Source organism: Kitasatospora sp. NPDC056181 (genome assembly GCF_042266225.1).
Classification (GTDB): Bacteria; Actinomycetota; Actinomycetes; order Streptomycetales; family Streptomycetaceae; genus Kitasatospora.
On sequence record NZ_JBHJUK010000147.1, the window covers coordinates 1 to 20,517 of the forward strand.

Sequence of the window (20,517 nt, forward strand, 5' to 3'; positions counted from 1 at the left end):
GTCGAGGGCGACGACGCGGGTCTCCCCCTCCCCGTAGACCTTGTTCAGGCCGGTGGCGCGGGCGGCCGCCCGGCCGGTGCGGACGGCGGTTGCGGGCATGGTCACGGGAGTGCTCCTGTGGGGACGGGGAGGGGTGCGAACGGGCACGGAAGATCGTGTTCCGTTCAATCCTCCCAATCCGTGCGCACCGGAAGTGTCGCCCCGGGGGACGGTGGCCCCCCGCCATCCCGGCGGGACGGCGGGGGGCCCTCTCCTCCTCAGGTATGACGCCCGCCCCTGAGGCGCATCCGCCCGGACGGCGGGGCCGCGCTACTCGACCGCGACGCCCCACCGCACCGCGAGGCCGGCCAGTCCGCCCGCCACCGCCGTCCCGTCCGGAGTGAACGTCCAGCCGCCGCCCTTGCGTTGGAACGCTCCCACCAGCAGGGCGGTGTCCGGCACCCCGCCGGTGGCGGCCTGCCAGCGCTCCGGTCCGGCGGCGCCCGCGCCCCAGGCCGCCGTCAGGGCCAGCCCGTGGACGTAGCCGAGCGGCAGGGCGGGCGGCTCCTCCTCCTCGGTGGAGACCGCGATCACCACCGCGTCCACGCCGGCCGGCAGCCGTTCCGGATCCAGCGTCAGTTCGGCCGCGCGGACCGGCTCGCCGGGGACGGAGCAGGTGGGGTGCAGGCGGACCGCGCCGTCCGGGTCCTGCGGGTTGTTGAAGAAGACGAAGTGCTCGTCGGTCAGCACCTTCCCGCCGGCGCAGAGGAACGCGGAGACGTCCAGCTCCACGGCGTCCCCGCCGGCCGTGCGGCTCTGCCAGGACAGCCGGACGCGGCTCGGGCGGCCGTCGGTCCCGGAGGCGCCGCCGTCGGAGGTGCCGGCCCCGGGGGCGCCGGCGTTGGAGACGGTGCCGCCGGTCCGGGCGGGGCCGCCGCCGTTGCCGCCGCCGAGGCGTCCGCGCAGGCCCTGCTCCGCCAGCAGCTCGACCAGCTCGGGACCGCTCACCAGCGTGAGCGGCTTGTTGCGGATGTAGTCGTACGAGCCCGGCCCGAACCCGGCCGTCGTCACCAGGATGCCCTTGATCGCGCCGTGGTGGCGCACCGTCGAGTCGAGGTCCCGCACCGCGGTGGGGGAGACCGTCGAACGGTAGCGCTTGGCCTGGATGACGATCCGTCCGCCGGTCACCGGATCGAGGTCCTCCGCGACCACGTCCACCCCGGCGTCGCCGCTGCGGGCCGTCGTCATCACCCGGAACCCGCGCAGCCGGAACAGTTCGGCGATCAGCTCCTCGAACTCGATCGGGTCCATCTCGAAGAGGTCCGGCTCCTCCTCGCCGCCCTGCCCCGCCACGCTGCCGCCGACCGTCTCCGGCAGCCGGTCCGGCCGCACCTCGTCCAGGCGCTCCGGCCGCGCCGACAGGACGCCGCCGAGCCCCTGGAAGCACTCCACCGCCGCCACCCGGTCCAGCGCCAGCCCGGCGAACTCGGCCCGGTCCACCGTCACCGTGGACAGGAACCGCTCCGCCTCGCGGCCGGTCGCCGGGTCGATGCCGCGCACGAAGCCGTTCAGCACCACCGACGCCAGCAGCCCGTCGGAGTCCGCCCGGAACAGCTCGGCCACCACGCGCAGCGCGCTCTGCGCCAGCACCTCCCGGTACAGCGCCTTGCGCTCGGTGGCCGGACGGGCCACCTCGGCCTCCCGGTCGTCCGTCTTCACGTACCGCACCCGGGCGCTCGCCGGCACCACGTCGGCTCCCGGCAGCTCCCAGTTCACCACCAGCTGGCGCGTCGACGCCTCCCAGGCCGCGACCAGCCGGTGCGGGAACCCCTCCGGCCAGCCCGCCGAGGCGTACAGCACGGCGGTGAAGTACTCCTGCACCGCCTCCGCCTCGCCGGAGCGCAGCCGGCGCAGCAACTCCTCCGTGCGGGAGGACCGTTCGCTGTCCTGGCGGCGGTGCTGGGCCACCCACTCCAGATACTGCCCGTGATACTCGGCCAGGCGCCGCTGCCGGTCCGCCTCCGCCGCCTGCGCCGCGTACCAGTCCTGCTCGAACCGGGCCCGCGCCTGCGCCACGTACTGCTCGTACTGCCGCCAGACCCCCGGGTTGCGCGCCTGCACCGGATCCGGCGGCGGCACCTGGTACTGCGCCTGGTCCGGCATCGGCACCGGCTCCCCGAGCCGGCCCGGCTCGAAGGCCGGCAGCGTCCGCGGCGCCAGCAGCGCCTGCGGGCTGAACGCCGGCCGGCCCAGACCGGCCGCCAGCAGACCCGTCAACTCCTCGACCCGGGAGTCGAGTTCGGCCGTCAGCCGGGACGCCTCCGCCTCCCGGGACTGCTGGTACGCCCGCAGCGCCTCGCGCTCACCCCTGGCCGCCGCCCGCTGCGCCTCGCGCGCCTCGCGCTCGCGCCGGCGCTGCTCGGCCGCCTGGGCACGCCACTGGGCCTCCTCCCGGCGCTGCTGCTGCCGCTGCGCCTCCGCCCAGACCGCCAGCACCCCGTCGTTCCGCCGCCCCGCCACCGTCCACCCCTTCGCTCCGCGCCCGAGCGGCACCGCGCGCCGCCTCCCGGCCGCGCCGCCGCCGCGCCCGCCACAATAGAACGTGGACGGGCGGACCGGCCAAGCGCCCATGACCTGCGGGGGCCGCGGGTGCGGGTCGCGGCCGGTCCGGGCCGGCCCGGCGTCAGCCGGCCACCCGGATCACCGTCTTCCCGACCGTGCCGCGGTCCAGGAAGTGGCGGTACGCCTCCGGCACCTCGTCGAAGCCGAACTCCCGCCCGACGACCGGCCGCAGCCCGTGCACGTCGACCGCCCGGATCACCGCCTCCAGGTCGGAGCGGCTGCCGACGAACTCGCGCCGGATGGTCGCCAGCGAGCCCGCGTACGCCTCGTCGGTGATCCGCAGCGCGGCGGGCCGGTCGCCGACCACCCAGAGCAGCACGATCTGCCCGTACAGCGCGGCGGCGCGGACGGACTGCTCGATGGTGGCCGGCCCGTGGGTCTCGACCACCAGGTCGGCGCCCGCGCCCCCGGTCAGCCGGCGCACCTCGCCGGACCACTCGGGCGTCCGCCGGCGGTCGATCACGTGGTCCGCGCCGACCGCGGCGAGCCGCTCCGCGCCCGCGTCGCTGCCGCTGACGGCGATCACCCGGCAGCCGTGCACCTTGGCGAACTGCGTGGCGAACAGCGAGACGTCGCCGCTGCCCAGGGTCAGGACGGTCTGGCCGGCCAGGAGCGGGCCGCCGCCGGTCAGCGCCCGCCAGGCGGCCACCCCGGCGCAGGTCAGCGAGGCCGCCTCGGCCCAGCCCAGTCCGGCGGGCAGGGCGGCCAGCGCCTGCTCGTCCAGGACGGCGTACTCGGTGAGCAGGCCGTCGACGGTGCAGCCGAGCTGGTCGGCGAGGTCGGGGCGCAGCCGGCCGTCGGTCCAGCGGGGGAAGTAGCTGCCGGTGACGTGGTCGCCCGTGCGGAACCTGGTCACCGCCGCGCCCGTCGCCACGACCTCGCCCGCGCCGTCGCTGAGCGCCACCACCCCCGGCCGGGCGGGCAGCGGGTAGCGGCCGGAGAGGATCAGCGCGTCCCGGCGGTTGAGCGACGCGGCGTGCACCTTCACCAGGACCTCGGTCGCCCCGGGGGCGGGCGGCTCGTCCTGGTGGAGGACGAGACCGTCGGGGTGGCCGGGCTTGTCGAGACGGTACGAGCGCATGGGGAGTCCTTCCGGGTGGCGGTTGCCTGCTTCGCACCGATCCTCGCCGGGGCCGGGCGGCGCGCCAATTCCCGCCGGGGAATGAGGGAGTGGGCCATGGGGGCCACGGGGGCCGGTCCGCTCCCGACCGCCTGCCCGGCGCCGCCGCCCGTCGGGAACCACCCGACCCGCCTGCCCTCCGCGGGCCGAGCCCCGGGGCTACGCGCCCCGGACCTCCGCGGGCCCGGACTTACGCGCCCCGGACCTCCGCGTACCAGCGCCAGTCGGTCCGGCGCGGGCGGCCGGGGAGGTCGACGCGGCCCGTGGCCCAGAGCAGGGTCGGCCACGGGCCGGCGTCCGCGTCGAGCGGGACGTCGGGGAAGAGCCGGGCGAGCGTCCGGTGGCAGACGTCGGCCGGGGGCTCCCACGGCAGGCCCAGACCCAGGGCGACGTCGTGCACGTGGACCAGCGTCTCCACGAGGCTCATCGCGGTGAACCCGGCCGGGTCGGCGACGCCCCACGGGTGGTACGCGCGCGTCCCGGGCGCCGCGGTGCGGGCCATCGCGACCATCAGCGCGCCGCTCGCCTCCAGCACCTGGACCAGCCCCGCCGGGCCGGCCTCGCGCTGCGCGTAGACGAAACTGTTGGGCCCGCCGGGGAAGCGACGGACGGACACGAAGGGGACGTAGCGGTCGAGCGGCGGGGCGTCCGGGCCGAGCTGGGCCGCGTAGGCGAGCAGGTCGTCCGCCAGGTGCTCGACGGTGCTCCAGCAGTCCCAGTCGACGGCCCCGGCCGTCCGGGACCAGTCGGCGTCCGCCGGCGCGGCGCGCAGGGTGGCGGCGGCGAGCCGCAGGACGAGGGCGAGGTCGTCGGGCGAGACCGGACCGGGGGAGCGCCGGGCCTCCGGGGCCTCGGGGGCGCCGGCGACGGGAGCGGCGGACGGCTGCGGCTCGGGGGCTTCGTCGATCATGGCGCGACCGTACCAGCGGCGCCTGGGCGAGCCCCCGGACCGGCCGCCCTGCCCCGGTTGTCAGAGGCGGCCGGTAGCCTCGCTGCTTCGGACGGGAGTGTGCGCGGGCCAGGAGCGGCGGGCACGCGGGAAGGGATCGGCGTGAGCGCACCGCAGGGGACGGGCGGCGGGTGGATCTCCACCGGCCTCCAGTGGCAGGACGGCCGGCCGGTGCTGAGCGCGGTCAACGGGCGCCGGGTGCACGAGCGGGCGGTCGTGCCGGGGGCGTCCGTCGGCTGGCTGCTGGCCGGGCCGCGGCGGTGCACGGGCGCCTGGCTGGCCGGGGCCACCGAGCGCACGCCCTGCCCGCACCACGCCGTCATCGAGCCGGACGGCGGCGCCGTCCAGTGCCCCGCCTGCCAGAGCGTCGACCGCGGGCTCGCCCTCGCCCGGGACCAGATCCTCGACGACGGCCGCACCTACCGCCTCTACCTCGCCTGGTTCGGTGAAGGCCTGCTCAAGGTGGGCCTGACCGCCGAGCAGCGCGGCACCAACCGGCTGCTCGAACAGGGCGCACTCGCCTGGACGTTCGCCGCCCGGGGGCCGCTGCCGGCCGTCCGCCGGGCCGAACTCACCGTCGCCGCCTCCGGGCTGGCCCGCGAGCGGTTCACCGGCAAGACGAAGACGGAACACTGGTGGGAACACGGGGACACCACCCGGCGCCGGGAGATCCTCACCGACGCCCGCGCCCGGGCCCACCACCTGCTCGACGGGCACGCGGTCGAGCTGCTGGCCGACCACCCCGTCACCGACCACGTCGAGCTCTACGGCCTGACCGGCGGCGCCCCCGCCGCCTACGGACAGATCGCCGCCCTGGCACCCGGCGCGGTCGTCGCCGGGACGCTGCGCCCGCCGATCGGGCGGTACCTGCTGCTCGACCAGCCCGGTGACGCCGGGCCGTTGCTGCTCGACACCCGCCTGCTCACCGGCTGGACCCTCGCCCCGGCCCCCGGACGCCCGGCATCGGGCCTGACCGTGCGGGCCCGGCTGCGCCCGCAGGAGGCGGACACCCAGGAGGCGCTGTTCTGATCATGGTGCGGTACCGGCCGCGTGACGCCGCGACGGGTGGCCTCACGCCCGAACGGCGTCCAACGCGGCAACCCGGCGTCTGGTCGACCATGTCAACCGGATCACCCGGCATCAACCGCGTCAACCGCGTCAACCGCGTCAACAGGGGTCACCCGGAGCCGCCCCGGCATCCAACGGCCGCGGTGCCCGAGCCGGCCCGGCTCACGCCAGTTTGCCGCGCACCCCGCCCGGCCCCGACCGAGCCCGGCGCGAGAGCGGCGGCCGCGACGGCCGGACGTCGGCGCGCGCGGGAGGCGTCTCGTCCGCAACCCGCCCGGCGAGTGCGGACCGGGCCGCGGCCAGCGCCAGCCGCGCGAGCAGCGGGTCCTCCTGGACGCCGGCCGCCAGCTGACCGGCCTGGCAGTGCGTGCACCAGAGCGGGGAGGCGGGCCCGTCCGGGTACACCATCTGCTCCGGCGGCAGGTAGTGACTGCCGCACTCGACGCACTCGAAGAGCATCCTCATCCGACGATCACCGTCCCGGATCCGTGGCACCGACCGCATGGTGACCAGAAGGTGTAGAGCTTCGGCACCATGCTCCCTTCCTCGTCCAGTTCGACCGTGGCCTCGGTCTTCTGGGTTCCCCCGGACCCGCCACACCCGGTACAGGCCTGAACCTCGGGCATATGACCCTCCTTGGCGCGGGGACCACCGTAGCGCGAAATCCCCGGTCCGAGCACCGGTCCTGACGAACCACCACTCGTCCGGGGAGCGCGCGTCCGGGCCGCACGCCCCGCCTGCCACGTGCGCCCCGTGCGGGAGGGGCGCATCCTGCGCGGGACACGCGCTGGGCCCCCTCCCGGGGGAGGGGGCCCAGCGGCCGGCCGGCACGTGCGGAAGGGTCAGCCGGTCATGCTCCGGAGGAACTCGCGGTTCATCGCGGCGATGCTGGGCAGCGGAATGCCCTTGGGGCAGGCGGTGGCGCACTCGCCGGTGTTGGTGCAGCCGCCGAACCCCTCGGCGTCCATCGTGGCGACCATGTTCCGCACCCGGGACTTCCGCTCCGGCGCGCCCTGCGGGAGCACGTTGAGGTGGACCACCTTGGCGGAGGTGAACAGCATCGCCGAGCCGTTCGGGCAGGCCGCCACGCAGGCGCCGCAGCCGATGCACTCGGCGTGCTCGAAGGCCGTGTCGGCGGCCTCCTTGGGCACCGGGGTGGCGTGCGCGTCGGGGGCGCTGCCGGTGGGGGCGGTGATGTAGCCGCCGGAGCCGATGATCCGGTCGAACGCCGAGCGGTCCACCACCAGGTCCTTGACCACCGGGAAGGCCGCGGCCCGCCACGGTTCGACGTCGATGGTGTCGCCGTCCTTGAAGTGCCGCATGTGCAGCTGGCAGGTGGTCGTCCGCTCCGGGCCGTGGGCCTGGCCGTTGATGACCATGCCGCAGGCCCCGCAGATGCCCTCCCGGCAGTCGTGGTCGAAGGCCACCGGCGCGTCGCCGCGGGTGATCAGCTCCTCGTTGAGGGTGTCGAGCATCTCCAGGAAGGACATGTCCGGGCTGATCCCGCTGACCTGGTAGGTGGTCATCGAGCCGGCCGCGTCCGGGCCCGCCTGGCGCCAGATGCGCAGGGTGAGGTTCACGCGTAACTCCGCTGGGTGGGGTGGACGTGTTCGAAGTCGAGGTGTTCGCGGTGCAGCACGGGGGCGGTGCCGGTGGCGGTGAACTCCCAGGCGGCGGCGTAGCCGAACTCCTCGTCGCGCCGGGCGGCCTCGCCGTCCTCGGTCTGGCTCTCGGTGCGGAAGTGGCCGCCGCAGGACTCGGCGCGGTGGAGGGCGTCCAGGCACATCAGCTCGGCGAGTTCGAAGTAGTCGACGAGCCGGTTGGCCTTCTCCAGCGACTGGTTGAGCTCGGCGCCCGTCCCCGGCACCTTGATCCGGCGCCAGAACTCCTCGCGCAGCTGCGGGATCCGCGCCAGGGCCTGGCGCAGGCCGGCCGCGTCGCGGGCCATGCCGCACTTGTCCCAGAGGAGTTCGCCCAGCTCGCGGTGGAAGGAGTCGGGCGTCCGGTCGCCGTCGACGGCGAGGATCAGGTTGAGCCGGTCCGTCACCTCGGCCTCGGCCTCGGCGACCGTCGGGTGGTCGGCGGGGACGGCCGGCAGCGGGTGGCGGGCCAGGTAGTCGTTGAGGGTCGGCGGGAGGACGAAGTAGCCGTCCGCGAGGCCCTGCATGAGGGCGCTGGCACCGAGCCGGTTGGCGCCGTGGTCGGAGAAGTTGGCCTCGCCGATCGCGAACAGGCCCGGTACGGAGGTCTGCAGGTCGTAGTCGACCCAGAGCCCGCCCATGGTGTAGTGGATCGCGGGGTAGATCCGCATCGGCACCCGGTACGGGTCCTCGGCGGTGATCCGCTCGTACATCTCGAACAGGTTGCCGTACTTGGCGGCGACGGCGTCGCGGCCGAGGCGGCGGATGGCGTCGGCGAAGTCGAGGTAGACGCCCTGGCCGCCGGGGCCGACGCCGCGGCCCTCGTCGCAGACGTTCTTGGCGGCCCGGGAGGCGATGTCGCGCGGAACCAGGTTGCCGAAGGACGGGTAGATCCGCTCCAGGTAGTAGTCCCGCTCGGCCTCGGGGATCTCGCCCGGCGGCCGGGTGTCGCCCTTGGCCTTCGGCACCCAGATCCGGCCGTCGTTGCGCAGCGACTCGCTCATCAGGGTGAGCTTGGACTGGTGGTCGCCGGAGCGCGGGATGCACGTCGGGTGGATCTGGGTGAAGCACGGGTTGGCGAAGTACGCGCCCCGCCGGTGGGCCCGCCAGATCGCGGTGGCGTTGGAGTTCTTGGCGTTGGTGGAGAGGTAGAACACGTTGCCGTACCCGCCGCTGGCGAGCACCACCGCGTCGGCCGTGTAGGTGGAGACGGCGCCGGTCACCAGGTCGCGGGCGACGATGCCGCGGGCCCGGCCGTCGATCACCAGCAGGTCGAGCATCTCGGTGCGCGGGTGCATCTCCACGTTCCCGGCGGCGATCTGGCGCTCCAGCGCCTGGTAGGCGCCGAGCAGCAGCTGCTGGCCGGTCTGGCCGCGGGCGTAGAACGTCCGGGAGACCTGGACGCCGCCGAAGGAGCGGGTGTCGAGCAGGCCGCCGTACTCGCGGGCGAAGGGCACGCCCTGGGCCACGCACTGGTCGATGATCTCCACCGAGACCTGCGCCAGGCGGTGCACGTTGGACTCGCGGGCGCGGAAGTCGCCGCCCTTGACGGTGTCGTAGAAGAGGCGGCGGATCGAGTCGCCGTCGTTGCGGTAGTTCTTGGCGGCGTTGATTCCGCCCTGGGCGGCGATCGAGTGGGCGCGCCGGGGGGAGTCCTGGAAGCAGAACTGCACGACGTGGTAGCCCTGTTCGGCGAGCGTGGCACCGGCGGCGCCACCGGCCAGGCCGGTCCCGACCACGATGACGGTGTGCTTGCGACGGTTGGCCGGGTTGACCAGCTTGGCGTCGAACCGCCGCTGGTCCCAGCGCTGTTCGATCGGCCCGCCGGGGGCCTTGTCGTCGGCGACCGGTTCGCCGACCCGGTAGTCGCTGTAGGACGCTTGCGTGCTCAACTCACCACTCCGGTCATCACGGCCACGGGGACGGACAGGAAGCCCACGGTCAGCACCAGCGCCAGCCCGTTGGCGGTCAGCTTCAACGCCCGGTCGCGGCGGGCGTTGTTGGCACCGAGGGTCTGCGCGGCGCTCCAGAACCCGTGCCGGACGTGCAGGCCCACGGCGAGCATCGCCACGATGTAGACCACGCAGCTGTACCAGTTCGAGAACGAGGCCACGATGTTCTGGTACGGCTTGCCCTGCTCGGCGTTGGGGTTCACGGTGAGCGTGGTCAGGTCGAGGATGTGCCAGACGATGAAGAGCGCCAGGATCACCCCGCCCCAGCGCATCGTGCGGGTCGCGTAGGTGGCCCTGCGCCGCTGGTGCACGTACTTGCCGGGCCGTGCGGCGAGGTCGCGCCGGCTGAGCTGGTACGCGGCCACGCCGTGCAGCAGGACGGCGGCGAGCAGGCCCACCCGGGCGATCCAGAGGAACCACTCGTGGCGCAGGAACGGCTCGCCGAGGGTGCGCAGCCAGTGCGCGTAGCCGTTGAGCTCGTCCGGGCCGAAGAAGACCTTGAGGTTTCCCAGCATGTGCGCGACCAGGTACAGCAGCATGACCAGTCCGCTGACGGCCATGACCGCCTTCTTGCCGACGGTCGACCGCCACAGGGTCACCAGGGTGGACGGATGCCGGGCCGTCCGAGTCGCGGTTGTCATGGCTGCAACGCTAGGGACCGGCATCCCGGTACGTCCAAGACATGATGCGGCTCGCGGCAATAGCCGGAGGCTATCGTCCACGCCTATCCTGGCCGGGTGCAGCTCCAGCAACTCCGCTACTTCCTCGCCGTCGCCGAGACCCGGCACTTCACCCGGGCGGCCGACGCGGTGCATGTCGCACAGCCCTCGCTCTCCCAGCAGATCCGCGCGCTGGAAAGGGAGTTGGGTGCGGAACTGTTCCACCGCACCCGCGGCAACATCGCCCTGACCGACGCCGGCGACGCGCTCCTGCCGCTGGCCCGGCGCATCCTGGCCGACACCGAGAGCGCCAGGCTGGCCGTGCAGGAGACGGTGCAGCTGCGCCGTGGCCGGGTGCGGCTGGGAGCACCGCCGAGCCTCTGCACCAGCCTGGTGCCGGACGTGCTGCGGGTCTTCCGGGACCGTTACCCGGGGGTGGCGCTGGTGGTCCGCGAGGGCGGCTCGCGCGACCTGGTCCGGACGCTGGCGGCGGGGGAGCTGGACGTCGCGCTGATCATCACCCCGCCGAGCGGCGAGGCGTCCCCCGCGCTGCACGTCACCGAGCTGCTGCACGAGGAGCTGGTGCTGGTCGCCCGCTCCGCGCAGGGCCGGCGCCGCACGGTCCGGGTGACGGAGCTGCGCGGGCGCCCGCTGGTGATGTTCCGGGAGGGGTACGACCTGCGCGAGGCCACCCTGGCGGCCTGCCGGGCGGCCGGGTTCGAGCCGGAATTCGCGGTGGAGGGCGGCGAGATGGACGCGGTCCTCGGCTTCGTCCGGGCCGGGCTGGGGCCGGCCGTGCTGCCGGGCATGGTGGCGGCCCGTTCGGGGCTGGTGGTCACGCCGTTCGCCGGTCCGGGGCTCGGCCGGACGATCGCCGTCGCGCACGGGCACGAGGTGCCGCTCACCCGGGCCGCGGCCGCGCTGCGCGAGACCCTTCTGGCCCATCTGCGCGACGCCGCCCGCGCGGGCGAGCTGCCCCCGGGGACGCGGCTGCTGCTGCCGTGAGCCCGCCGCCGGGCGGTGCCGGCCGCCGGCAGGGGCCGGTCGAAGGGCGGGGGTCGGCGGTGCGGGCCGGTGCGGGCCGGTGGTCGAAGGGCGAGGGTCGGCGGTGCGGGCCGGGTGCTACGGGCGGACGGCTGCCCCGCCCGTGGGGGCGAATGGTTGGCACGGTGTGCGAATCACCCAAATCGTGATCCAGCGGACCGGCCCGCCCGGAACCCACTGTTCACGGGCCGCGTCCCAGGCAGTGCTCGCGGTGTCGTATGGTGCGTCGCCGCAAGGGCCGAGCAGGCAGTCAGGGGAGTACGAGGCGATGGACAGCGGGACGCAGCAGGACGGCAGACGGACCGGGGGCGGCAACGCCCCCGCCGACGAGGTCCCGGCGGTCGAGGACGAGCGACCCTGGGAACTTCCGGACTACCTCCACGAGCGGGACCTCGGCGCCGGTGCGAGCGGCCGGGTCGTTCTCGCCCGCCACCGGGAGACCGGCACCCGTGTCGCGATCAAGTACCTCCACCGCTCCGTCGGCACGTCCGGCCTGCGGGAGGAGGCCGAGGTCCTCGCGGCCATCGACTCCCCGCACGTCACCCGGCTCTACGAGTACGTGGAGGGTGAGCGCGGTTCGGCCATCGTCATGGAACTGGTGGATGGCATCGCACTGCGGGACCTGCTGCGCGCGGAGGGCGCCACCACGCCCGAGGCCGCCCTGGTGGTGCTGAAGGGCTCGCTGCTGGGCCTGGCCGCCGCCCACCAGGCGGGCGTCGTGCACCGCGACTACAAGCCCGCCAACGTGCTGGTCGACACCTCCGGCACCTCCAAGCTGGTCGACTTCGGCATCGCCGTCCCCGAGGGGGACGACGCCGACGTCTCTGGCACCCCCGCCTACATGGCGCCCGAGCAGTGGGCGGGCAAGCCCGCCTCCCCGGCGGGCGACGTCTACGCCGCCACCGTCACCTTCTTCGAGTGCCTCACCGGCGCCCGCCCGTACGGGGGCACCACGATCGCCGAACTCGCCGTCCAGCACACCGAGGCCCCGATCCCCGCGGAACTGGCCCCCGACCCGGTCCGGCCGTTGATCCTCTCCGGCCTGGCGAAGGAGCCGGACGCGCGGCCCGAGAGCGCGGCGGCCCTGGTCGAGGAGCTGGAGGCCGTCGCGGCGACCGGGTACGGGCCGGAGTGGGAGGAGAAGGGCCGTCTCGACCTGACCGCGCTGGTGGCCCTGCTCGCGCTGTTGCTCCCCGGGGCCGGCGGCGCGGCCGGCGGCACCTCGCTGGCCCACACCGTGCTGGGCGGCGCCGAGGCGTCGGCGGGTGCCGGGGCCGCGAGCGTGTCGGCTGCTTCCGCTTCGTCGGCGGCCGCGTCCGCGCCGCCCGCGGCGGTGCCGTCCGCCACCATCCGGGAGCTGCTGGTCCGCCGCGGTGCGCGCCTCGGCGGCCGTGGCAAGGCGCTCGTGGGGGTCGTGGCCGGCACCCTGACCCTGGCCACGCTGGCCGGGGTGGCGATGGCCGGGGCCGCCGACGGCGGCGCCCACACGGTGGTGGGCGGCGCCACGCCGGAGGCCACCACCACGCTCGGCGCAGTCGACCCCACGACGGGCGCCCCGTCGCCCGCGGCGAGCAGCGCCACGGACACCCCGAGCGCCGCGCCGTCCACGCCGGCGGCCTCGCCCACGGCCGGCTCCGCCAGCCCGACCGCCACCCCCACGGCCACGCCGACCGGCAGGACGTCCACGCCCCCCGGCCCGCCGGTCGGCGGCGGTGCCCCCACCACCGGCCTTCCGCCGGCTCCGCCCGGTGGCGGACCCGCCACGCCGGCTCCGCCGGCCCCGCCGGTCGGCCCCGCCCCCACCGCCGCGGTGCCCACCCTCACCGCGGGCCCGGTCACCCCGCCCCCGACCCCGAGCGCCACCCCGACCGTCGCCCCGGCGACCATCGCGGTCAGCACGGTGAACCTGGACTCGTTGACCTGCAGCGGCCGGTGGAGCCTGACCGCGACGGTCACCGTGGTCGCCCAGGGCACCGGCAGCGGGACGCTGACGCTGAGCTGGTACCACAGCTCGGGCGGACGGGCGGTCACCGTCGCGACCGACACGGTGGTGGTCCGCGACGGCCGCGCCACCGTCACGCGGGCGCACGACTTCGGCTCGGCCGACACCTTCCCGACCTGGGGCGTGCGCATCGGCACCAGCCCGGGGGCCGCGAAGCCGGGCAAGACCTCGGCCGAGACGGCCGCCTTCCTCTGCGACCCGCCCCGCTGAGCCCTGGGCCGCTGAGCCCCGCCCCGCGGAGTCCTGCTCCGCGGAGTCCCGCGGAGTCCTGCGGAGTCCCGTCCCGCGGAGCACCGCGGCACCCCGCACGCCTGTCACCTGCCGGTCCCCGAACGCCTTCTGCCCGCCTCACCCTGATCTGGAGAAGCCATGCCCGCGCCCAGCCCCGACTCCGCCCCGGTCCCGGGCCCGGTCTCAGTCCCGGGCACGGTCCCGGGTGCGGACGCAGACGCCATCGCAGACCAGACCGTCCGGCTCGGTGCGGCTCCCGGGGTCGTGGAGGAGACTGTCCGGCTCGGTGCGGCTCCCGGGGTCGTCGAGGAGACCGTCCGGCTCGTGCCCGCGCGGCCGGCTGCGGTGGCGGAGGAGCGGACCGTCAAGCCGGCCCCGGACACCGCGACACCGGCCCCCGGTGGGCCCGACGCCGCGGCCACCGTACGGCTCGACCGTGGCGAGGCCGTGAGCGCGACCTTCCTCGACCCCCGGGCGTGGGGCGGCGCCGCCCCTGCCTCGGGGGAGACCGCCACGCACATCGACACCACACCGGTGGGGGAGACCGTCACACGCGTCGACACCCCGGCGCAGGGCAGTGCCGCGATGCCCGCCCCGGTGGATCCCGGCGCCACGACGCCGCTCGGCCACTCATCGGCCGGCCAGTCGTCGCCCGGCCAGTCGTCGTCCGGCGCCCCGTCGCCCGGCGCCTCATCACCCGGTGCTTCGCAGACCGAACAGCCGCTGGCCCCGGGCGAGTTGCGGCGTTTCGGCCCAGGCGTCCCGCCGCAGGCCGCCGCGGTCTGGCATGGCGCCGCCGTCCCGGACGCGCAGCAACCGCGCCGCCCCCGCCGCGTGGGGCGCTGGCTGGTACCGGTGGCGGTCCTGCTGGCCGTCCTGGCCTTCCTGTACTGGCGGTTCGCCACGCCCGCCCTGGCGGTCACCGGCGTCGGCGTGACCACCGACCCGGCGGGCCCGGCCTGCGGCGGCACCGCGGTGATCAAGGCCGCGGTGGAGACCAACGGCGGGACCGGCACCATCCGCTACCGCTGGCTGCGCAGCGACGGCACCACCTCGGGCGAGATCGCCCAGGACGTCCGCTCCGGCGCGCACCGCACCGACCTGGTCCTGCGCTGGAGCTTCGAGGGCCACGGCGACCTCCAGGCCACCGCAACCCTGGAGATCCTCTCCCCCGACACCCGCACCGCGGCCGCCTCCTTCCCCTACCACTGCCCCTGAGCCCCTGAGCCCCCGGGCTCGCGAGGCGCACCTCAACCGGGAGGTGAAGGCGCCGGTCGGGGCTCCCTGAGCGAGTTGAGGCCAGTGCGCCCCACCGGTCGACCGGGTTGTCGGCGGGGTCGCGGAGTTGGGCGTAGCGCTGGCACGACCGACCTGCGTGGAGCCGACTGTCTGCCCGGGTACTGAGCCTGTCCTCCTGCCCGGGCAGGGCCCGTTCAGGGGTGACTGACGCCGTGGGCGGTGGGAGTCGGGGGCGGGTTGGTGGTGCCGGCGCCGTCGCTGTTGGAGGAGATGCCGATCAGGATCAGGGCGAGCAGCAGGATGCCGCCGATCGCGGCTCCGCCGCCACCGACGCTGCTGTTGTAGCCGGTTCGGTGGCTGGTCCTGTAGCTGGTGCTGTACCCGGTCCTGTACCCGGTCCTGTACCCGGTGCCGGGGCCGGGGGCAGGAGCGGGGGAGGGGGACCGGCAGGACGGGGACGAGGCCCCAGCCCGGGAGCTGAAGCCTCGTCACCGTGAATGCCGTTGCAGCGCCCGGGCCGTGAACTCCGTGCCCAGGTCCGGTGCTCAGCCGCCGCCGTAGGTGGCCTGGGTGACCGCGAAGACGTTGCGTCCGCCCGTGGTCTCCTGCAGCGACCACAACAGGTCCGGGTTGGTGGTGTCCTCCCAGTAGGAGAGGCTCTCGCCGCTGCCCACCCAGGCGAACGTGGCGGGACCTGCGGTGGGGGTCCAGTAGTAGAGCTTCTTCTGCCCCGAGGAGTTGAACCACCATCGGCCGTTGTGGGAGGCCACGCCGTTGAGGTTGTACCAGGGCAGTTGGAGGGCCTGGCTGGCGGTCGTCGTCGCGGCGAACGTCGTCGCCCCGGGCGCGAAGGGGAACCGGACCGCCCTCGGCGGGCGGTTCGGGTAGTCGGTGCAGCCCGACTGGCAGGTGTACTCCGTCATCACGATCGACTTGCTGACCCGGTCGAGGGAGACCGACGACCACGCCAGGTTGGTGCCGGAGGTCGTCTGCGACGTGACGGTGCCGATCTGGGGCAGCACGTAGGCGTAGTTGTGGGCGTAGTAGACGGTGTTGGACTGGCGCCCGATCTGGTCGGCGGTGCCGCCGGGATCGGTGTTGAGGATCTTGCGCATGTCGAAGACGCGCATGCCGTGCCCGGTGTCGGCGACGTAGAGGTAGTTGCCGTACCACGAGACGCCGCCGGCGTGGATCGGGATGTCCTTGAAGTCCGGCGCCGCCGCGGTGCCGGTCGGCTCCACCAGGAGGATCTTGCGGTAGGTGTTGGGGTAGGTGGCGTCCCAGTCGACCAGGGTGATCCGGCTGCGCTGCTGTGCACCGCCGCAGCCGTCCTTGGTGTACCAGCTCACCAGCACGAGTTGGTGGCCGTCGTAGTTGCCGCTGTCCGCGGTCCCCACGGCGTCCCGGCTCGTCGTGATGCCCTGCGGGAAGCTCTGGCAGTCGGAGTTGTCGCCGTCGTCGAACCGGAAGCCGGTGGACAGGCCGCCGACGGAGAAGGACGCGGGGAGCGCCTGCCGGTCGTGGTTCGCGTTCTCCATCACCGTGTGCACGGCAGAGGTCCCCAGCGCCGTGACGAGGGCCGAGTTGAGCGTGTCGAAGCGGTGGTAGTCCGCGGTGAGGGTGTAGTCGGATGCGCTCACGGCCGTCGGTGCCGCAGCGGCCGCCGGTGCCGCAGCGGCCGCCGCCGGCGATGCGCCGACGAGTGCGCCGGTGACGAGCAGACCGGCTGCGAGTATCGCTCGTGCCGCAGTTCTGACTTGGCGAATCATCAAGGCGGGCCTCTCCACGTGAATGGATCAACGAGGTCACTCACGCTAGGGGTGTGTTGAGCATGTCCGCAACACCCCGAGGAGGGCCGGACCGAGTCCCGAAGCCGCCGCCGCTGCCGGCAGGAACTGACACGGTCCCTGGTCCCTGGTCCCTGGTCCCTGGGGGCTCGGGGCGCGGGGCGGGCGCGGGCGGGTGCGGGCGCGCCCGGGGAGCGGGCGGCCGCCGCGCACAACCCCCCTGTGCGCCGATGTGTCTCCACTCGTCGTTCCCGCAGGTCGGGCGGCCTGCCTGCGGGAACGTCAAAGGTGGTGCACGAGGCGTCGGCAGCGGGGTTCGGACGGTAGCCGGAGCGGGAACCGGGCCGCTGGCCGCCTCGTCGGTGGCACCGGGCGAGGTTGGACCCGGCGAGGTTGAACGGGTGAGCTCGGACCGGGTGAGGTCGGACCGGACGGTGTGCTGAGGGGGCGGGCGATGCAGGACGGGACAGGGCGGAGAACCGGCGAGTGGCGGCTTCCGGACTACACCCAGGTGCGGGAGCTGGGCGCCGGGGCGAGCGGCCGCGTGGTGCTCGCGCACCACGACCGCACCGGCACGCCGGTGGCGATCAAGTACCTGCTCGCCGGGGTGGGCCGCTCCGGCCTCCGCGAGGAGGCGCAGGTCCTGGCACGGGTCGACTCCCCGTACGTCACGCGGCTCTACGAGTACGTCGAGGCCGGGCCGCACGCGGCGATCGTCATGGAGCTGGTGGACGGGGTGCCGCTGCGCACGCTGCTCAAGTCCGAGGGGGCGACGACACCGGAGGCCGCGCTGGTGGTCCTCAAGGGCTCGCTGCTGGGGCTGGCCGCCGCTCACGCGACCGGCCTGGTGCACCGGGACTACAAGCCCGCCAACGTGCTGGTCGCGGCGGACGGCTCCACCAAGCTGGTCGACTTCGGGATCGCCGTGCCCAGCGGTGACGACCGGGACATCTCCGGCACGCCTGCTTACCTGGCCCCGGAGCAGTGGACGGGCGCGCCGGCCTCGTCCGCCGCCGACGTGTACGCCGCCACCGTCACCTTCTTCGAGTGCCTGACCGGCAGTCGCCCGTTCCCCGGCCGGACGGTCGTGGAGCTGGCGGTCCAGCACCGGGAGCACCCCGTGCCGGACGAGCTGGTCCCGGAGCGCGTCCGGTCGCTGGTCCGGGCCGGGATGGCGAAGCGGCCGGAGGAGCGACCGGCCGGCGCGGCGGAGTTCGTCCGGCAGCTGGAGGCGGTCGCCGCGGCCGGGTACGGCGAGCGCTGGGAGGAGCGCGGGCGCGCCGACCTCGCCGCTCTGGTGGCCCTGCTGGCGCTGCTGCTGCCGTGGGGCGCGGCCGGGCCGCCACCCGGCGGGGCGACGGCGCTGGCGCACACCGAGCTCGTGGCCGGCCGGGGCGCCGCGGCGAGCCGGGGCACGCACGACCGGGGCGGCGGTGCCTCGGCGACCAGGAGCGTCCACCCGCCTGGGCGTGCCTCCGCGCGCCGGACCGTCCGGCGGCTCGGGCTGCACGAGCGGGTCCGGGTGGACCACCCACGGCTCCGGCGGACCCGGGCGGTCGTCGGCGCGGTGGCGGGCACGCTCGCGGTGGCCTCGCTGGCCGCGGTGGCGATCGCCGGAGCGGCGGACCGCGGGGACCGGACGGTGACCGGCAGTCCGCTGCCACGGGCCACCACTTCGCTGGGCGCGGTGGGCGGAGCCGGCGGGGAGACGACGGACGGGCCGTCCGATCCGACGGTGTCGGCCGGGCCCTCCGCGCCCCGGACGCCCACCGCCCCGCCGTCCCCCGCGGCGAGCCCCGCGTCCCCGCTGCCGACCCCGTCCCCGACCGCAGCTCCCTCCCCGTCCGCGGCTCCGTCGCAGTCGCGCTCGCCCGCGCCTCCGCCTGCGACGGCCTCCGGTACGACGCCGAGCCGGACGGTCGGCCCGGCACCGAGCCGGACGCCCACCCCGGGCACCACCACGCCGCCCGCGCCCAGGCTCACCGACACGCCCCGGACCACTCCGCCGTCCACCGGCACCTCACCGTCCACCCCGGTCGGCGCACCGCCGTCCTCCGTCACCACCACCGCGCCGCCGCCCGCGGTCCGGGTGACCTCGCTGAACGTCGACTCGATCAGCTGCCTGGACAACGGCCACTTCGGTGTCCAGGCCAGGATCACCGTCGTGGCGTCCGGGCCGCCCGGAGCCACGCTCACCGTTTCCTGGCAGCACCACTCCGGCGCGATCAACCCGCCCGTGACCGTGGCCACCGAGACCGTGCGGCTCGGCACCGGCTCCGTCACCCTCACCCGCTCCCATGACTTCGGCAACGACGACAGGCTCCAGTGGGGAGTCCGGGTGGGCAGCGACCCCAGGCCGGAGAGCACACCGACGGCCTACCGGGAGCTGCCCGCCATCGACTGCCGGCAGCCCGGCTGATCCCGCGCGCGGTCCTGCGGCACGTTTTCACCGTTCCCGCCGGCCGCACCTCTCCGCTGCACGACCCCGCCGCACCTCTCCGCTGCACGACCCCGCCGGACCTCTCCGCCGCACGACCCCGCCGGACCTCTCCGCCGCACGACCCCGCCGGACCTCTCCGCCGCACGACCCCGCCGGACCTCTCCGCCACAGCTCTCCGTCGCATGTCCCCGTCGCACGCCCCCGGAGGTCTCCATGCCCCTGCACCGACCGGAGCCCGGCCCGGGCTCCGGCCCCGACCGGACCGTCCGACTCGGCGCCGGCCCCGCGGCCGAGCGAACGGTCCCGCCCGGTGATGCCACGCCCGGCGCGCCCGGCGCGCCCGCCGCGCCCGCCGCCGAGGACGCGGAGTGTGCCACGTTCCTCGACCCGACCGTCTGGGGCGCCTCGGCTGCCCGGGCGCCGGAGCCCGTGCCCGTCCCACCGGAGCCTGACCCGGCGCCGCAGCAGTACGAGGTGCGCCGGTTCGGCCCCGGCGTGCCGCCGGTGGCGGCGGCGGTGTGGCACGGCGCTCCGCCGCCCTGGCAGCGGGAGGCCCGGCTGCGTCGGCGCCGGGCCGGCCGGTGGCTGGTCCCGGCGGCCGTCCTGGTCGTCCTGCTCGCCTTCCTGGCCGCCCGGTGCCGGTCCGAGCCGCCGCTCACGCTGACCGGGGTCACCGTTCGCGCCGAACCGGCGGGCGGCCCGCCGTGCGGCGGAACCGCCGTGATCACCGCGACCGTCGGCACCGACGGCCACGCGGGGACGATCCGCTACCGATGGCTGCGCAGCGACGGCACGTCCTCCGGCGAGCTGGTGCAGCCGATGCAGTCCGGCGAGCGCCGGGCGGACCTGGTGCTCCACTGGTCCTTCGACGGCCGCGGCACGATGCGGGCGACCGCGACAGTCGACATCCTTGAGCCCCGCCGCCTGGGGGCGGCCACCTCGTTCACCTACGCCTGCCAGGGCTGAGGGCCGACGCGGGAGGGCCCGGGGCGGGTGCCCCGGGCCCTCCCGTGGGTGGCGGTCGTGCGCTGTCGTGCGGTGTCGTCAGGCGGGCAGGACGGCCTCGATCGCGGCGATGACCTCGTCCGACTCCGGCTCGGTGCGCGGGCGGATGCGGGCGGCGACGGTGCCGTCGGGCGTGACGAGGAACTTCTCGAAGTTCCAGGCGACGTCCCCGGCCTGGCCCTCGGCGTCGGCGGTCTGCGTCAGCACCGCGTACAGCGGGTGGCGGTCGTCGCCGTTGACGTCGGTCTTCTCGAACAGCGGGAAGGAGACGCCGTAGGTGGTGGAGCAGAAGGTCTGGATCTCCTCGGCGCTGCCCGGCTCCTGCCCGGCGAACTGGTTCGAGGGGAAGCCCAGCACGGTGAAGCCGCGCGCGGCGTACCGCTCCTGGAGCCGCTCCAGGCCGGCGTACTGGGGCGTCAGGCCGCACTTGGAGGCGACGTTGACGATCAGCAGCGCCTTGCCCTTGTGGTCGGCCAGCGAGGCGGCCTCGCCGGTCAGGGTGCGCAGCGGGATGTCGTACAGGCTCACGGAAAGCCCCTTCGGAGGGTCGGTGTCGGGACAGGACTAGGCACGGAACGGTAGCCGCTCCCGCCTCTCCCAACCACGACCGGGCTACGGGTGTTCCGCCCCGGCCTGCGGCGGTTGCGCGTCGATGTGGGCGGCGACGGCGGAGAAGTCGGCGCTGTGCCAGTGCTCGGGGCGCATCCGGATGACGATGTCGGCGGTCAACTGCTCCGTGGTGGCGGCGAGGTAGGCGCGGGCGGACGCGGGCGCACTCTC

General features: G+C 75.2%; 15 protein-coding genes and 1 pseudogene. 6 read left to right on the forward strand and 10 right to left on the reverse strand.

Going from position 1 to position 20,517, the window contains the following annotated elements; genetic code table 11:
- The 4 genes and pseudogenes from ACFC1F_RS35830 to ACFC1F_RS35845 form a co-directional block, all read right to left on the reverse strand.
- Positions 1-99, reverse strand: a pseudogene (locus ACFC1F_RS35830) (ABC transporter ATP-binding protein); the annotation flags it as partial.
- Between the two features lie 210 nt (positions 100-309).
- Positions 310-2,499 (reverse strand): restriction endonuclease, encoded by a 2,190-nt coding sequence (locus tag ACFC1F_RS35835; protein WP_376164816.1) that lies wholly within the window; start codon positions 2,497-2,499, stop codon positions 310-312.
- Between the two features lie 163 nt (positions 2,500-2,662).
- Positions 2,663-3,682: an NAD(P)-dependent alcohol dehydrogenase gene (locus tag ACFC1F_RS35840; RefSeq protein WP_376164818.1), complete on the reverse strand. Its 1,020-nt coding sequence runs from the start codon at positions 3,680-3,682 to the stop codon at positions 2,663-2,665.
- A 229-nt stretch (positions 3,683-3,911) separates the two neighbouring features.
- Positions 3,912-4,631, reverse strand: a complete 720-nt coding sequence (locus ACFC1F_RS35845) for a hypothetical protein (RefSeq protein WP_376164820.1) — start codon at positions 4,629-4,631, stop codon at positions 3,912-3,914.
- A gap of 141 nt (positions 4,632-4,772) precedes the next feature.
- On the opposite strand from ACFC1F_RS35845, the gene ACFC1F_RS35850 reads away from it, so the two are divergent.
- The gene (locus tag ACFC1F_RS35850) at positions 4,773-5,699 is read left to right on the forward strand and encodes a DUF2797 domain-containing protein (RefSeq protein ID WP_209415056.1); all 927 of its coding nucleotides are present in this window, start codon (positions 4,773-4,775) and stop codon (positions 5,697-5,699) included.
- A gap of 201 nt (positions 5,700-5,900) precedes the next feature.
- On the opposite strand, the gene ACFC1F_RS35855 is transcribed toward ACFC1F_RS35850, so the two are convergent.
- From ACFC1F_RS35855 to ACFC1F_RS35870, 4 genes are all read right to left on the reverse strand, one after another.
- Complete coding sequence (locus ACFC1F_RS35855) at positions 5,901-6,203, reverse strand: hypothetical protein (RefSeq protein WP_376164822.1); 303 nt, start codon at positions 6,201-6,203, stop codon at positions 5,901-5,903.
- 377 nt (positions 6,204-6,580) lie between these two features.
- On the reverse strand, positions 6,581-7,318 hold the full coding sequence (locus ACFC1F_RS35860; protein WP_148646922.1) for a succinate dehydrogenase/fumarate reductase iron-sulfur subunit: 738 nt from the start codon (positions 7,316-7,318) through the stop codon (positions 6,581-6,583).
- Positions 7,315-9,270 (reverse strand): fumarate reductase/succinate dehydrogenase flavoprotein subunit, encoded by a 1,956-nt coding sequence (locus ACFC1F_RS35865; RefSeq protein WP_376164824.1) that lies wholly within the window; start codon positions 9,268-9,270, stop codon positions 7,315-7,317. Before ACFC1F_RS35865 ends, ACFC1F_RS35860 begins: the two co-directional genes overlap by 4 nt.
- On the reverse strand, positions 9,267-9,971 hold the full coding sequence (locus ACFC1F_RS35870; RefSeq protein ID WP_209415052.1) for a succinate dehydrogenase cytochrome b subunit: 705 nt from the start codon (positions 9,969-9,971) through the stop codon (positions 9,267-9,269). Before ACFC1F_RS35870 ends, ACFC1F_RS35865 begins: the two co-directional genes overlap by 4 nt.
- Before the next feature lie 96 nt (positions 9,972-10,067).
- Between ACFC1F_RS35870 and ACFC1F_RS35875 the strand changes: the two genes are divergently transcribed.
- From ACFC1F_RS35875 to ACFC1F_RS35885, 3 genes are all read left to right on the forward strand, one after another.
- Positions 10,068-10,994 (forward strand): LysR family transcriptional regulator, encoded by a 927-nt coding sequence (locus ACFC1F_RS35875; protein WP_209415050.1) that lies wholly within the window; start codon positions 10,068-10,070, stop codon positions 10,992-10,994.
- A 307-nt stretch (positions 10,995-11,301) separates the two neighbouring features.
- Entirely contained in the window at positions 11,302-13,245 is a 1,944-nt protein-coding gene (locus ACFC1F_RS35880) for a serine/threonine-protein kinase (RefSeq protein ID WP_376164827.1), read from the forward strand.
- A gap of 285 nt (positions 13,246-13,530) precedes the next feature.
- A complete protein-coding gene (locus ACFC1F_RS35885; protein WP_376164829.1) occupies positions 13,531-14,484 on the forward strand; it encodes a hypothetical protein in 954 nt (317 codons plus the stop codon).
- 566 nt (positions 14,485-15,050) lie between these two features.
- On the opposite strand, the gene ACFC1F_RS35890 is transcribed toward ACFC1F_RS35885, so the two are convergent.
- Entirely contained in the window at positions 15,051-16,145 is a 1,095-nt protein-coding gene (locus ACFC1F_RS35890; RefSeq protein WP_376164831.1) for a hypothetical protein, read from the reverse strand.
- A gap of 601 nt (positions 16,146-16,746) precedes the next feature.
- On the opposite strand from ACFC1F_RS35890, the gene ACFC1F_RS35895 reads away from it, so the two are divergent.
- The gene (locus ACFC1F_RS35895; protein ID WP_376164833.1) at positions 16,747-18,711 is read left to right on the forward strand and encodes a protein kinase; all 1,965 of its coding nucleotides are present in this window, start codon (positions 16,747-16,749) and stop codon (positions 18,709-18,711) included.
- Positions 18,712-18,945: 234 nt separating this feature from the next.
- Complete coding sequence (locus ACFC1F_RS35900; RefSeq protein ID WP_376164835.1) at positions 18,946-19,698, forward strand: hypothetical protein; 753 nt, start codon at positions 18,946-18,948, stop codon at positions 19,696-19,698.
- A 78-nt stretch (positions 19,699-19,776) separates the two neighbouring features.
- Here ACFC1F_RS35900 and ACFC1F_RS35905 read toward each other — a convergent pair whose 3' ends face one another.
- The gene (locus tag ACFC1F_RS35905) at positions 19,777-20,265 is read right to left on the reverse strand and encodes a glutathione peroxidase (protein WP_376164837.1); all 489 of its coding nucleotides are present in this window, start codon (positions 20,263-20,265) and stop codon (positions 19,777-19,779) included.
- Between the last annotated feature and the right edge of the window lie 252 nt (positions 20,266-20,517).

Bases quoted from the DNA above. Each gene is read 5' to 3' on its own strand.
- ACFC1F_RS35895 (WP_376164833.1), top strand. From the start codon at position 16,747: ATGCAGGACGGGACAGGGCGGAGAACCGGCGAGTGGCGGCTTCCGGAC.
- ACFC1F_RS35900 (WP_376164835.1), top strand. From the start codon at position 18,946: ATGCCCCTGCACCGACCGGAGCCCGGCCCGGGCTCCGGCCCCGACCGG.
- ACFC1F_RS35845 (WP_376164820.1), bottom strand. From the start codon at position 4,631: ATGATCGACGAAGCCCCCGAGCCGCAGCCGTCCGCCGCTCCCGTCGCC.
- ACFC1F_RS35840 (WP_376164818.1), bottom strand. From the start codon at position 3,682: ATGCGCTCGTACCGTCTCGACAAGCCCGGCCACCCCGACGGTCTCGTC.
- ACFC1F_RS35870 (WP_209415052.1), bottom strand. From the start codon at position 9,971: ATGACAACCGCGACTCGGACGGCCCGGCATCCGTCCACCCTGGTGACC.
- ACFC1F_RS35855 (WP_376164822.1), bottom strand. From the start codon at position 6,203: ATGAGGATGCTCTTCGAGTGCGTCGAGTGCGGCAGTCACTACCTGCCG.
- ACFC1F_RS35880 (WP_376164827.1), top strand. From the start codon at position 11,302: ATGGACAGCGGGACGCAGCAGGACGGCAGACGGACCGGGGGCGGCAAC.